We start from the raw sequence: 14089 nt of genomic DNA on the forward strand, positions 1-14089 counted from the left end.
GCCTAGGCCGGGGAGCCGGGCCTCGGCGGACTGTCGCGGTCGGCGGCGCGGGTCGACCGTGCCTCGGCGGAGCCTGCGAGCCGGTCGAGCACCGGATCGAGTGCCCGGCCCAGCACGGCCGCTGCCTCGGCGAGGGAGGGACCGTGCCAGGTGAGGTGCCTGCCGGAGATCAACGCCACCGGCACGCCGGGAAAGGCCTCCGGGCCGTCCCCCGGGTGAAAGGCGTAGGGCTCGTCGGGCAACACCAGCAGATCGGCCGCGCCGTCTTCGAACAATCCGCGCAGTTCGGCGAGACTCGGTCTCGGATACCGCTCGGCGTCGGCGGGCGGGCCCGTGAGGGTGTCGCCGGGGTCGCAGGCGTTGGCCAGGCCCAGTCTGCGCAGCAGGTCGCCCGCGAACGTGTCGCGGCCGAGGACCACCCACGGCCTGCGCCACACCGGCACCACCACCCTGGCCCGGACCGGGGGCACCTGCTCCCAGTCCGACGCCGCCTGCCGCCACCAGGCAGGCAGTGTGACGTCGAACACCTCGACGAGCAGTCGACGCAGGGAGTCCAGTGCCTCGGGCACGGTCGCAGGCGCCGCCGTCACCCACACCGGGATGCCCCGCGCCCGCAGTTCCGCGACGTCCTGCGGCCTGCTCTCCTCGCCGTTGGCCAGCACCAGGTCCGGCGCCAGCTCGATCACCTGGGCCACGACCGGGTACTTCGAGCCGCCCACCCGGACCACGTCCAAGTCCGCCGGGTGCACGCAGTAGTCGGTGGCGCCGATCAGGGCGTCGGGTGCGACGGAGGCCACCGTCTCGGTCAGCGACGGGACCAGCGAGACCACTCGCCTCGGCGCGCTGGGCACCGAGACCGCGGCACCGAGATCGTCGCGGCGGATCACGACTCGGCGCTCCCCCGCACGCAGGCATTCCCCGACAGGTCGGGACTCGCCAACTGCTCAGTGTCATGGGAATCGTCGCCCGTCGAACCCGCGGCGGCGATGACCAGCCCGCGCATCGGGCCGCCGCGCCTGCCCGCTCCGTCCACAGAGCTCCCGGACGATGCGGCGTCCGCCGAACCCCGCCGGGCCGCCTCGGTCGAGCCCGCCACGGCCGGTCCCTCGGCGGCCCCGGGCGAACTCTGCGAACCGGCCTCCACAGCCTCGAAACGAACCTGCCGGGTCGTCGGGTCGGCGGCGGCCAGCCGCACCCGGAGCCGTCCGCCCGGTGGCAGGCCGACCTCATACCGGGCCAGCACGGGCGGGTCCGTGATGAAGAGCTCACTGCCGGTGTCCCCGGAGCGCACCACCGTCGCCTCGAACTCCTGACCGACCCGCGAGGCCAGCACCCAGGCCTCACTCTGGCTCACGCAGGCCCGTTCCACCCGGCCCGCGAGCTGGTCCGAGGCGCCCATCAGCGATGGCAGCCTCGGCAGCGCGGCAAGCGCCCACTCGGCGGGTTCGACTCCGGCTTGAGCCGCGAGACAGATCTCGGTGCCGAAGCGGTCCACCAGCCGCCGCAGCGGCGCGGTCACGTGGGCGTAGGGAGCGCCGATGCCTGCGTGACCGTTGTTCGCCGGGGCACCGGAGTCGAAGGCCGTATAGCCCGCACCACGCAGCAACCGGGTCGCGTCCATGTACAACGCCATGGACTCGGGTCTGGTGGGGTCGAGCCCGGCCAGCAGCTGGGCGGGCCCGGTGTCGGCGGGCCACGCCACACCCAGCGCCCGCGCGCCGGCGCGCAGCCGGTCCACGGCCGGGGCGTCGGGATCGGGCAGGGTTCGCAGCACACCGATCCCCGCTTCCAACATCATCTCCGCCGCGACCATGCCGGTGAGCAGCGATATCTCGGCGTTGAAGTCGTCGATCTCGGAACGCCGTCGAATGGCGGGACGCCAGCCGCCTGCGCCGTCGGAGACGACCTGTTGATCGGGCAGTTCCAGCTCGATGGCGCCTCGCCGCAGCGCGAGGGCACGGCGCAGCCTGCCCAGTTCCGGGAGCAGGGCGATCGAGGGGTGCGGCGTGCCTGCCGCCAGTGAGGCGGCCACGGTGTCGAAGTCGAGGCAGGCCACCGAACGCACCAGCGCCCGGCAGACCGAGGCCGTTTCGACCTCGCCTTCGGCATCGAGGTCCATCGTCCACAGCACGGCGGGTCGGACCCGGTCGGGCAGCAGGCTGGCGACGTCCTCCGACAGCACCGGCGGATGCATGGGGATCACGCCGTCGGGCAGGTAGAGGGTCTGTCCGCGTCGGCGGACCTCGGCATCGAGCAGTCCGTCGGGCACGACGAACGCGCCGAGGTCGGCGATCGCGTAATGCACCCGATAACCACGCCGCCGCCGCTCGATGTACATGATCTGGTCGAGGTCCTTGGCGCCGGGCGGATCGATGGAGGCCAGCGGGAGGTCGGTGGCGTCGCGGCGCGGACCGACGGCCAGATCCCGGCCGACCGCCTGTTCGGCTTCGACGAGCACGCCGGCTGGAAACCCCGAAGGCAGGCCGAACTCGGCACGCACCTGGGTGAAGTCCTGGCCTGCGGCTGTGCTGCGGCTCGTCCTGGCGGGCACGGTCTTCGACCCTACTGGGAATTCGCCGCTGAACACACCAGGTTCTTCCCTGACTTCGCACCGTGATGGAATCATCAAGGGTAGTCACCGCTAGTCACGGTTGATCACGCAATGGACATCCCTCTGCCGCGAGGAGCCTCCGGTGCACACCCCCCTCGGCCCGCCGTCCGATGACGCCGTCAACCCGACTCACGACCCGGCCCAGCCCGCCCCGATGCCTTCGTCCCGCGAAGCGGCCGCCCCACGCCGCGCCGCAGGCCCCGCCGATCCCGACCGGGACGACGACGTGCTCGCCACCGAGGCCGCCCGCCGGGCGGACCGGGCCGACGCCCGTGCCGAGACTCCGGCCGGGAATCCCGGCGCAGGCAGTGCCACGCCAGGACGCCCCGCCGTCGACATCCGAGGCGGTGACACGCCGGGGCGCGGCCCCGTGATCGCAGGCCCGGTGGTCGCGGGCGTGGTCACCGACGCCGCAATCCCCGAATCTATGACCATCGACACGGTGAGCGCCGATGGCGGGCGCCGAAGCACGCCCGCCGGGCCGTCCGCAGCCGCAACGGCCCCCGCCCCCGCGATCGTCGACTCGACCGGGACCGCCGTCGCGACGGAGCCCGACAGCGTGGGAACCAGGATCACCGTCGGTGGCGCCGAATCCGCGACCACTCCGACATCCGCATCCCCATCCGCATCCGCATCAGACTCGACATCGACACCCGCGCCGACACCGACAACCTCGGCACCCGAAGCCGCAGGCGTCGGGACCGGAGCCGGGACCGGCACCGCCACGGCAGGCACCGCGACCTCCGCCGCCGACGAGACCACGACCACCGCGAGGCAGGCCCGGCCCGAGAGCGGTCCCGACGCCCCGCCCGTCGGCCGCCCCGACTCCGTCAGCGAGGCGGCCGCAGCCAGGACCGCCGCAAGCGGGCAGGCCCAGCGCCCCGACGGCCGAGCCGCAGCCGACCGAGCCGCCGAGCACCGGACCGCCGATCGCCGGGCTGCCGGGGAGACGACCGACGACATCGCCGCCCAGCGCCCCGCCACTCGTCGGGAACCCCGCGTGGGCGGCCCGTCGACGTCCGCAGGCTCGTCCGAGTCTCGTCGCCCGCTGCCGCCGCCGCTGCCGACCGGCGGCAGCGCCTCGGTCCCGCGAAGCCGCGTCGATCTGAGCGCCTGGCTCGGCGCGCTGTTGAGTCTGCCGTGGACGCTGAGCAGCCTCGGTCTGCTGCTGGTCATCGGCTCGCTGCTCGGCGATCACGTGTGGGCGCCGCTGAGCTGGCTCACTCCGGTGGTGTGGCTGCTCTCCGCCTCGGTGATCTTCCTGCCCGGCTGTGAGAGCCTGCTGGCCCGGGTCTCCTTGAACTCCCGGCCGCCGACCGAGGGCGAGCGCCGCATCCTCGAGCCGGTCTGGGATTCGGTCCTGGACGACGTGGTGGCCGATCCGCGCCGCTTCCAGCTGTGGGTTCAGGACGTGCCGGAGTTGAACGCCGCCGCGGCGGGCGGGCGGATCGTCATCGTCACCAAGGGGGCGCTGCAGCTGCCGCCGCACACCCTCGCCGCCGTGCTGGCCCATGAGCTCGGTCACCACCTCGGCGGCCACTCGCTGGTCCTGCGCCTGCACGGCTGGTACTCGATTCCGATCCGGCTGTTTCTCGGTCTGACCGTGGCGCTGGCCCGGCTGGTCGGCGCGATCGGCAACGCGATCACCAGGACCGGCAGCGCGGTGGGCATGGCGATCGGCCTGATCGCGCTCGTCGCGGGCCTCGCGTTCGCGGTCTACCTCAGTCCGATTCTGCTGCTGGTGCCGGTGGCCTCGGTGCTGCTTGCCGCCGCGAGCCGGCTGAGCGAGATCCGTGCCGACCGGATGGCCGCGCAGCTCGGCTACGGCCCCGCGCTGATCGAGGTGCTGACCCGGTGGATGCGCGACGGCCATGCGGCCAATCGCACCCCGCCCGGCCTGCGGGCCAGGCTCTTCGCCTCACATCCCTCACACAGTCGACGAATTCGGAAGCTGGAGGACTATCTCGGGCGAGGTCCGGCCCGCTGATCACCGAGCTGCGGGCCGTCCGGCGTGGGCGGCATGTCGGTCGGCCCGCCCACGGGGCACGCGACGGCACCGGAGACGACAGCCGAGGAGAAGGACGTCACCCGCATCGCGGCGGTGCGGACGGTCAGTCCTCGTCGTCGTCCTCGTCACGCCAGGCCCGGTCCTGCTCGTCGGCCTCCTCGGTCCGGGCTTTCGCGATGGCCAGGGCATTCGAGGCCGTCGTGGCATCGGGGTAGGGACCGAGCCGGTCCAGGGATCGACACCCCGAACCGTGCTCGACCTTGCCGTGCTTCAGGCAGTAGTACCAACCAGCGGGATCGACCACTCCCCGAGCGTGGCACGTCCGACCGCCGCTGTCATCCGCGTGGGCGCACGCGCCCCGGCCCCGGCCGCCCGGTCGACCTCGCACGGGCGGCCCCGGAGCACAGGAGCGTCGACGGACCGAGGCCGACCCACACCGGTCGCGAGAGCGTCCGCCCTCGATGCCATGCCCCGAGCTGCCGAACCGACTCGGCCGGAGTCGCTGCGGCGCGCATACCGGGAGGTCCCGACCGGACGAGGAGCAGGGCGAGCTGCACAGCCGCTCGGGAGCACCCGGCCCGGCGAACAACCCGCCGCGTACCCGGCTTCGAGCCAGCCGGACGGGCGTCACGCGGAGCCGTTGGCCTTCGCCGCAGGCTGTCGGACGAGCGGGTCCAGACAGGACACCAGGACCGTCCGGTCCTCCGGGTCCTCGATCCGTCTGCCGTTGCGCTCCCGATAGACCAGTTCGCCCTTAGTGTCGATCTCCACCAGGCAGCCGACCTCGGCCAGTTGCTCCTCGTCGAGGTCGATCAGTCGTTCACTGCGCGAGGGCACCACCCGGTACACCGGCCACGGCAGGTGACCGTGGGCCTGATGGAACTCCGCGAGCAGGTGGACGAGCTGCTGCTGCCAGGGAAGCGGCATCGACTCCACCAGGTTTCGAGGCAGCACCGCGTACGTCGCGTCCACGCCCGCCCGACCATGGGCCTGTGCGCCCGACAGGTAGTCCCGCAACGGGGAACTCGACGCGGGAGGACCTGCGTGTCTGGGGATCGGCTCTGGCGAGAACATGCTCCTCCTCGGGTCGTGCTGTCAGTCAGGTCAGCTGGGTGGCGGGCCCTGGGCGGATCGCGGTCGGAATCAACTTGCCGCCGTCCCAGAGCGGCGCTCGTTGGACCACGTCACCCGGCTGAGGGGCATGCACCACCTCGTTGTTGCCGAGGTACAACGCGACGTGGTCGACCGCTCGCGGACTGCGTCCGGCCCCCCAGAAGATCAAATCACCTGGGAGCGCCTCGTCAAGAGGCACCGGCGTGCCCGCTCCGAGGAACTGGTCCTGGGATACTCGCGGGATCGTGACGCCTGCCGCCTCCCAGGCCCGCAGCGTCAGCCCCGAGCAGTCGAAGGTGCCCGGCCCGGTCGCGCCCCAGACGTAGGGCTTGCCGATCTGATCCAGCGCGAAGTCGATGGCCAGCGCGGCCCGCTCGTCGGCGGGCGGCAGGTCTTGACAGTCGTTGATGTCGGTGACTCCGCCGAGTTCGGAGATCAGGAAGACAGCCATCGACTCCCAGCGGTGGTACCGGTCGGGGAAGGCCGACCGCTCCACCGCCTGCGCGGCGTCGCCCGGCCGCATCTCCTCCCAGCCCGGCACGCTGAGCAGGACGTCGTAGAACTTGTTGATCTGATAGACGGGGTCCTGCAACTGCGCAGGCGTGCCCCAGCCCATCGAGGGCCGCATCTGGAAGATCCCCAGCGAGTCCCGGTCGCCGTAGTCCAGGTTGTGCAGGTTCGACTCCGTCTTGCCCGCCTGAATGGCGATCTGCCAGGCCCTGGGCGACTCCTCGCGTTCCTGTCCGATGCCGATGATCTGCCCGGTGATCTCCAGCGACTCGTCGTCGAGCGTGGCGGCGTCGCGCTCCCCGAGATCGGCGTCCTCACCGCCCCACAGGCCGTGCTGCGGCACGCAGTAGCTGTAGGTGTCGGCATAGGCCGTCCCGCCGGTCACGACCGTGCTGACGCCGCCGTAGACGAGGAAGGCGATGAAGGCCGTCGCCCCGAGGAAGCCGAAGAGCATCAGTTTGCGCATCAGGCACTCACCTGGTTGTAGGCCGACACACGCCACTGCTCTTCGCGGACGATCAGGGTCAGCTCAAGCGGCTCGGTGTTGGTCGGCAACAGGACGGTCAGGGTCGAGTCGCCGGCGTCCAGCAGCTCGGGGTCGCCGATGATCTCGTCGAAGGGAATGTTCCTCGGGTCGACGGAACTCATCACCGCCAGCCGTTCCTCCGTCGTGAACGGGGCGAGCCGGGCCAGCCACTCCTCGGTGTCGGCCGCCTCCTCGTGGCTCAGCCAGGCGGCGCCCCATTCGCGCGCCACCTCGATGCCCTGCTCCTCCGGCGGGGGCGGCAGGGCGGGCTCGGTGAGGTCGATCGAGGGCGGAGCGGCGTCCTCCCACTCCGTCGTGGGGGTCGCCGTCGAGTCGCCGAGGCCCGGCTGGCCGTCGCCGATCGTCGCGTCCGTCCCGTCGGTGTCCCGACTCACCGGGGTCGACGCCGGATCACCGGCCCGCGGCGACTCGGCCTGGGGCTGCTCGGGAAGCAGGATGCCCATGCCGGTGACCAGCAGGGCCAACAGGACGATGGTGAAGACCAGATGCCGGGGCGAACGCATCGGCCAGCCCCAGAGCCTGCGATACACCGCAGCCCTGCCTCGATTGGTGCGGATCGGCACGGTCGCTCCTCACTGACTCACCGGACATCGCCGCCTTCTCGGACCTCCAGGCCGCGAGAAGGCCGATACACCACGAACACGGGTCTGCCCTGGACGACCTCCATCTCCGCCCGACGCGGCGAGGCGACGGGACCGCGACCGGGCACGCCCGGCTCGGACGACATCCGCGAGGGCAGCACGACGGCGTCCTCCTCCCTGCGGTCCCATCCGCCGCTGACCGGCGAGGTGTCCACCACCCGGCTGCTGCGGGGCGGCATCCCGCCCGCCGCCGCACGGTCGGCGGTCGAGGCACGAGGCGGAGAGCCGCCTGCGGCATAGGGCGCCGCGCCGCCGACGCCCGGCGGCAACGCCGGTGCCCCGTCGGATCTGCCTGCGGGCAGTGCCTCCGCCGAGGCCGATCCGATGCCGGTGTTCGCCGTCACGGTGGTCCGGTCCATCCGCTCAGCGGTCACGGTGGCCGGGTTCGCCGCCTCCGGCCGGATGCGCTGCCTGCCTCGGGTGGGGGCGGTCGAATCGTCCTCATCGGACTCACGGACCTGATCCCAGAACTCGTCCTGCGGGGTGCGCTGCTTCTCGCCGCGCTTGCGGAAGAGCCCCGGCGGCCCCTTGGGCAGACTGCCGCCCACGGCACCCGCCGAGAGCTCGACCATCTGCCACATGCGACGGAAGGGTTTGACGATCATGAAGAGCACGACGGTGATCAGGATGGCCAGCAGCATCTGCGCCAGCAGCGAGAGCCCGCTGGCCGAGTTGAACAGCCAGGTCAGGATCAGCGTGTGCACACCGGCCAGCGCCGAGACCACCACGACGTTGAGCAGTGCGGCACCCACCGCGCGGCCCACTCGCCGCAGCACCTCGTGCTGGATCATCGCGATCAGGCCGATGATCGGACCGGCCAGGATCAGCACCCGCAGCAGCACCTGGGCCAGCAGGATCGCCGCCTTGGCGAGGAGCTGGAACAACGCGTAGGCGAAGCCCTGGATCATCGCGAGGAAGCCCGCGCCCATCCGGCTGCCGTCGACGCCCTGGAAGTAGCCGTAGGAGCTGCCCATCTGGTCGGCGATGGCGTGGAACGCGGCCTGCTTCTCGTCGGGGGCCTCGGCGTCGAGCCCCGCCGCGACCTCCTCCTTCGTCCAGGCCTGCGCGAGCACCAGGTCTCGGCCGAGTGCCTCGGCCTGCGGCGCGTCGGTGGCGCCGAACTCGCCGCGCAGCCAGTTGTCGTAGACGACCCGTTCGTGCAGCAGTTCGGGTAGCGCGTTGCGCTCGTCGACGTCGACCTCCTCCAGGAAGCCCGCCTGCACGGCCGAGGTTCCGGTGATGAGGATGTCGTCGAGCAGGTTCGTATAGATCAACGGCGTCAGATAGGTGGCTGCGGCCAGCCAGATCGCCGCCAACGCCCACATGCCTCGTCTGCTGATCCCGGCCAGGTCGCCGCGCCAGATCTGCCGGAACATCAGGATGCCGAGGACGATGGCGAGGATGCCGAAGAGCGGGGTGTACACGGTGTCGTAGAGGGCGTTGGTCCCGGTGGTGATCAGACCGTCCAACGGGCCCATCAGGTCGCCGTCGAGCAGCGCGTAGTGCAGGCCGTTGGTGGCGCTGACCAGGTTCTTGCCGACGTTGAACAGCTGGTTCCCCGCCCAGGTGTCGATCAGGGCGTTCGGGTTGCGCATGCCCTCCGGCCCGCAGCCGAGGTCGTAGGTGTGCCACACCAGCCCCGCATAGCCGACCTCGTCGTAGACGCTGCCCGGCTGGCCGGTGCCCATCGGGGCCGGGTCGAAGGCGCCGACCATGCCCGCACCGGGCCGTTCGGGGTTGGGCGCCACGCGACACCCGTCGTTCTGCGCGTTCGCAGGTGCGCCGAGGATGATCTGGGCGCCCAGCACCGCGACCACCACGGCCAGTGCGCGACGACGAGCCCGCCCGGCAGGCCGGGTGAGGCCCGACTCGGCCCTTCGGCGGGCGGCACGTCGCCGCAGCGCTCGGAATCCTGCCGCCAGGAGCAGCAGGACCCCGACCAGCAGCAGCGTCGTGATCATGCCGAGTCGTCCCTGCCTGGGTCACGGCTGCGGTCCGCGCCGCCGCGGGCCATGCCGTTCACTCCCACCTCGTCGAGCTCCCTCGGCTCGCTCTCCCTGGCGTCGATCTCCCTGGCGTCGATCTCCCTGGGATCGATCTCCCTCGGATCGAGGTCGGCGTCCAGGATCGGGTCGAGGGCGACCTCGTCGCGCCCCTCGGCACGATCGGTCGGCCGTTCCCTCGGCACGCCGCCCCGTGCGGTCGACCTCGGGTCGGCCGCCCCGGTGGGGGTGGTGTCCAGCGCGGAGCGCAGGTGGCCGAGATGCGGGCCGGAGAAGTCGATGCGGATGCGTTCCACTCCGCCCGCTCCGTCCCCGAAGATGAACTGGCGGGGCGCCATGTCCCGCTCGGTCGAGGCGCGGTGGCCGGTGGGCCTGCGCCCGAGGCTGGCCACGACCTGCTCGTAGCCCGCGCCGACCGGGACCTTGAGCAGCCGCAGCGCGTCGGCCTGGGCGTCCTCGTCGTCCACCCGGCCGATGAAGACCGAGTCCAGCAGCGACACGAAGCCCTGCATCTTGAGGAAGTCGCCGGGAACCTGGCTGGAGAGCAGGACTCGGACGTTCCACTTCCGGGAGTCACGGGCGAACCGGTTCATCAGGACGCGACCGGTGGGCACCTCGGAGAGGAAGAACGCCTCGTCGATCCAGACGCCCTTGCGCTCGTCCTTGGGCCGTTCGTAGATCGACCGCTGGGTCAACCAGGCCGCGAGATTGAGCAGCTCGACGCCCAGCGACTCGGCGTCGGTCCAGTGCTCCCGCCCGATCCCGTCCTTGGGCATGGTCAGACCCGCCATCGTGAGCACCGTGAGACGGTCGTCTCGCTGATGTGAGTACGGGTCGGCGTCGTCCTCCGGGATGAGCAGCGACATGCGCTCGCGGAGTTCGTCGAGGAAGTCGGCGACGACCACGGCGTGCTCGCGATGCTCGCTGGCATCGCGGCGCAGCGCCTCGAACACGAGACCGGGATGGGCGTCGGGCCTGCCACCGATGGTGCGGACCGCGCGCAGCAGGACGATGCGGGTCTGCGCCAGCCGGGACACCTCGTAGGGCAGGAGTCCGGTGAGGACGTCCAGCACCAGCCGCCGCCGGGTGGCCGCCGACAGGGCACGCTCGCGCCGCCAGGCCCGTTCCGGGTCCTCCTCGTCCATGAAGTGCTCGAGCTGCGGCTCGGCCACCACCCGGTACGGATTGAGGATGCCCGGCTCGGCGTTGAGCAGGTTGATCGGCCGGGCATAGGGCCGCAGCTCCGGCAGCTCGCAGAGGGACGCGAGCGGACCGGACGGGTCGAGCAGCGTCCAGTTCGCCCCGGCCCGCAGCGTCTTGTAGACGATGCCGCCGCCCAGGAACGACTTTCCGCCGCCCAGCCCGGCCACCATCGCCGTCAGTCCGGAGGCGTCGCGGACCTCCTGGGCCATCCAGGGGTCCCAGGCCACCGGTCGCCGAGTGGCGGTGCAGGTCTCGCCGAGCAGGATGCCGCGCCGGTCGCCGACGTCGGCGGTGGCGGCGGGCACCGAGGAGGCGGCCCAGACGACCGAGCCCCGACGCTGATACGCCCCGGAGGCCAGCGGCTCGCCGGGGATGAACTCGCGAGCCATGCCGTACTGGGCCTCGGGGTGCTCGATGGCGACCTTCGGCTTGTACAGCTCCAGCATCTGCTGGGCCAGGCGCAGCGCCTCGCGCTCGGTGGAACCGGCCACGGCCAGCCGCCACCAGGACCGCACGCGCGTGGCCAGCGCGGTGAAGCCGGTGGTCATCTCGTCGTCGATCTCCAGCACCCTGGAGGCCTGCCTGGACAGCGACTGCGGCGGCTCCAGCTCGTGCTCGTCGGTGTAGTGCCGGACCTGCGAACGCACCTTGTTCATCTGACGTTGCAGCTCGCCCGCGACCTCTTCCGGTCTGCGCACGTAGATCCGCGCCGACCACTCCACCGGGGCGGGCAGGCGGTCGGCACGCTGCATCCACGGGTCGTCGACCTCGGGGATGCGCAGTCCGTGCATCATGCCGACGGTCAGCACCGCGACGTGTCGGGTCATGCCCGCGTTGGAGCCCGTGCGGCCTCGGACGGTGACGGTCGGGGCGTACGGGTCCTGGTGGAGGTCGGCCGCGTCGGTGAACGACGCCAGGTCCTCCGGTTCCCAGGTGTCCGACGGCACGGCGGGCATGTTGCGCGGGGAGGGCAGCCCCAGCGAGCACGACCGGTGCATCAACCAGGACATCTCGTCGGCGGTGACCGGCCTGCCCTCGAGCCCGGCCGAGCCCATCACCTGGTCCAGGTGCTCGATCTCGCTGTCGAGCGCGAGCAGCTCGGCGTCAACGGCCTCGGGGAAGATGCGGCGCAGCAGGGGCGCGGCGCGTTCCACGGCCCGGTCCATCACGTTGCGGGTCTGGACCTGGACGCCGAGATAGACCTCCTTCTCCGCCATCGAACGGCCCATGAGCTGCTGCTGCTCGCCGACCATGTAGTCGTCGAAGGTCATGGCGCCCTGGGTGTCGGGCAGCCTGCGCACGGCGTTGTGCACGTGCGCCTCGGCCCACATCCGGATCGGATACGGCCGGGTGGTGGCCCGCAGGTGCAGCCAACGGCCCTGGAGTTCGGCGTACTGACCCCCGATCGCGTGGATCAGGTCTTGGCGCTGGGCGTCGGAGCGGAAGGACCAGCGCTGCGGCGCCAGTCGGTACCAGGCGTAGACGTCCTGGCTGGTGCGCAGCAGGTGTCCGTCGATGCTGCGCGCCAGGATCGACGGGGTGTAGGTGGGGATCGACTGCTCGCCGGGGAGCCTGCGATCCCGCCGCTTCTTGGCCGCCTTGCCGCCGCGAGGCTCGCCTGCGTACGGCTCAGTGTAGCGGCGAGACGCGGCGGAGCCCCGTCCGGACTTGCTGCCCCGGGAGCGTTTCCGGGGCTCCGGCTCCCTATCGCCTCGGCGCCCGGACACGGCGGACCTCCTTGTTCTTCTTGCGAGCAGAGCCGCGGGACGGACCTCGGCCCGCAGGTCGCCTGCCGGACCTGCCGGACCGCCTCGGCCGAGGTCGCTGAGGGTGCACCCGGATCCGGTCGGCGCTCACGGCGCCGCCCCTGGCCGAGTTGGTCTGTCGGGGTGCGGTCAGCTCGCGCACCCACATCGCCAGTACCGAGGCGAACGGCCGCTCGTGGCTGATCCGCGAGCAGATGAAGGTGGTGAGGGCGACGGTGATGACGACGGCCCACGCGGTGGAGAAGAAGTCGAAGCCGATGCCCATCTGCCGTTCGACGGTGAGCACGACCAGCAGGACGAGGACCCCGATCCCCCAGGCGACGTAGCGAGCCCGCCACGGGAAGGTCGCCTTGGGCGGACCGAGCCAGACTGCATCGACCCGATAGACCTCGTCATCGGTGCGGATTCGCACGTCCGATCACCCGCCGAACAGGCTGGCGAGCCAGGTGCCGATGTTGATGCCGCCGCCCGTCACGGCCAGACCGATCACCGCCAAGGCGATGAAGATGCCGCCGACCCGGCGCATCACACCCGCGTTGTCACCTCGCCCGGCGCCGAGCCAGAGCAACAGGATCGCCACGGTCAGCAGAAGCAGGGGCAGGACGTTGTCGAGCATCCAGTCCTGGATGCCACCGGTGCCGAGGGCGCCCTGCGCCAGGGTGTACACAGCCGTCGCGGTCATCGCTTACTCCCGAGGATGAGGAGCGTGGTCATCGGGCCGAAGCAGGGTGCTGCGGCCCCGTGGGGCACCTTCGAGTACAGCATGCCCGGCGGGCAAGGTGCACTGACAAGGGTGCCAGGTCTCGACGCAAAGACGATCCCTTCGTCCTCGGCTTCGCCTTCTCCAGCGCCACCCATCATCATGGCGAAGTCCGGGGTCGTGAATAGCCGCACCCTGTTTCTCCCAACTGCCGAGAAGGTTCACCCGCTTGCGCCCAATATGGTTACACAAAGTGATCGTTAGCGGCCGTGAAAATCCCTCGTCGCACGTTTCCACACCCTCACTTCACACGGCAGGTCCGAGGGGATCGGCCGCGCGTCGGAGCCGACTCGACGATGCGCGGGATTCGCGGCGCCTCGCTGAACTGCGAGAACGTGATCAGGGACGACAGGGCGGAACCTTCGCGGACGTGGCGGGTGACGAGGAGACGACCGCACGATCCACGTGGCCGCCGGGCAGAGGCTACCGAGAGCGATCTTGTGCGCAATCGCCGGGCATCGGTCACTGTTGGTACCGCTGGACTTCGTCCGCCGCGCGCGGCTCGACGTCGTCCGCCCCGCTCCCCGTCGCCGCCTGCACCCGGCGACGCCGCAGCAGATCCCAACATTGATCCAGGGCGGATTCCACGCGACGCAGTCGATCGGTCTCGTCGGCGCGGCCGACACGGCCGGATTCCCGTTCTTGTCGAAGCGCGTGTTCCTCGTCGACCAATTCCCGGATTCGCAGCAGGATTTCCTCTTCCTTCATCTTCTGCTCCCTCTGGTCGTTCTCGGGTCGGCAGGCCGCACGACTCGATCAGCACTGCAACACCGTGCTTCCTCGCCCGCAAGTCGAGGAGTGCCGGGCGGCCGCCGCGCCACTCGTGAGCCGAGGAGAATCGTCGGTCGCGGACGCCGCAGTGCCCGGCGGGCCAGCATCGATGCGCCGGGCAGGCGGACAGCGGGGCAGGTTCGGGAGATTTCGCGT

General features: G+C 71.3%; 11 protein-coding genes and 1 pseudogene. 1 reads left to right on the forward strand and 11 read right to left on the reverse strand.

The genetic code is table 11. From position 1 onward, the window contains the following. Positions 1 to 2: 2 nt before the first annotated feature. A complete protein-coding gene (locus tag UA74_RS25340) occupies positions 3 to 887 on the reverse strand; it encodes a helical backbone metal receptor (RefSeq protein WP_075765614.1) in 885 nt (294 codons plus the stop codon). A gap of 260 nt (positions 888 to 1147) precedes the next feature. After that, a pseudogene (locus UA74_RS25345) lies at positions 1148 to 2551 on the reverse strand (RNB domain-containing ribonuclease); the annotation flags it as partial. Positions 2552 to 2693: 142 nt separating this feature from the next. Here UA74_RS25345 and UA74_RS31175 point away from each other — a divergent pair. Further along, a complete protein-coding gene (locus UA74_RS31175; protein ID WP_083683619.1) occupies positions 2694 to 4598 on the forward strand; it encodes a M48 family metalloprotease in 1905 nt (634 codons plus the stop codon). A gap of 124 nt (positions 4599 to 4722) precedes the next feature. On the opposite strand, the gene UA74_RS25355 is transcribed toward UA74_RS31175, so the two are convergent. From UA74_RS25355 to UA74_RS25395, 9 genes are all read right to left on the reverse strand, one after another. Further along, the gene (locus tag UA74_RS25355) at positions 4723 to 4923 is read right to left on the reverse strand and encodes a hypothetical protein (protein ID WP_075742480.1); all 201 of its coding nucleotides are present in this window, start codon (positions 4921 to 4923) and stop codon (positions 4723 to 4725) included. 323 nt (positions 4924 to 5246) lie between these two features. Further along, the gene (locus UA74_RS25360; protein ID WP_075742481.1) at positions 5247 to 5693 is read right to left on the reverse strand and encodes a hypothetical protein; all 447 of its coding nucleotides are present in this window, start codon (positions 5691 to 5693) and stop codon (positions 5247 to 5249) included. A gap of 25 nt (positions 5694 to 5718) precedes the next feature. Continuing rightward, positions 5719 to 6708 (reverse strand): C40 family peptidase, encoded by a 990-nt coding sequence (locus tag UA74_RS25365; protein WP_075742482.1) that lies wholly within the window; start codon positions 6706 to 6708, stop codon positions 5719 to 5721. Beyond that, positions 6708 to 7352 carry a hypothetical protein gene (locus UA74_RS25370; RefSeq protein WP_075742483.1) on the reverse strand — a complete coding sequence of 215 codons (645 nt, stop codon included), beginning with the start codon at positions 7350 to 7352 and terminating at the stop codon, positions 6708 to 6710. Before UA74_RS25370 ends, UA74_RS25365 begins: the two co-directional genes overlap by 1 nt. 17 nt (positions 7353 to 7369) lie before the next feature. Continuing rightward, complete coding sequence (locus UA74_RS25375; RefSeq protein ID WP_083683622.1) at positions 7370 to 9391, reverse strand: hypothetical protein; 2022 nt, start codon at positions 9389 to 9391, stop codon at positions 7370 to 7372. Further along, complete coding sequence (locus UA74_RS25380; protein WP_083683624.1) at positions 9388 to 12363, reverse strand: ATP-binding protein; 2976 nt, start codon at positions 12361 to 12363, stop codon at positions 9388 to 9390. The genes UA74_RS25375 and UA74_RS25380 overlap by 4 nt, the downstream gene beginning before the upstream one ends. Continuing rightward, entirely contained in the window at positions 12341 to 12814 is a 474-nt protein-coding gene (locus UA74_RS25385; RefSeq protein ID WP_075742484.1) for a hypothetical protein, read from the reverse strand. Before UA74_RS25385 ends, UA74_RS25380 begins: the two co-directional genes overlap by 23 nt. Before the next feature lie 6 nt (positions 12815 to 12820). Beyond that, positions 12821 to 13084 (reverse strand): hypothetical protein, encoded by a 264-nt coding sequence (locus tag UA74_RS25390; RefSeq protein ID WP_075742485.1) that lies wholly within the window; start codon positions 13082 to 13084, stop codon positions 12821 to 12823. 540 nt (positions 13085 to 13624) lie between these two features. Then, a complete protein-coding gene (locus tag UA74_RS25395; protein ID WP_075742486.1) occupies positions 13625 to 13870 on the reverse strand; it encodes a DUF2630 family protein in 246 nt (81 codons plus the stop codon). Positions 13871 to 14089 lie beyond the last annotated feature (219 nt).

The sequence above is a fragment of the Actinoalloteichus fjordicus genome (assembly GCF_001941625.1).
Classification (GTDB): domain Bacteria; phylum Actinomycetota; class Actinomycetes; order Mycobacteriales; family Pseudonocardiaceae; genus Actinoalloteichus_A; species Actinoalloteichus_A fjordicus.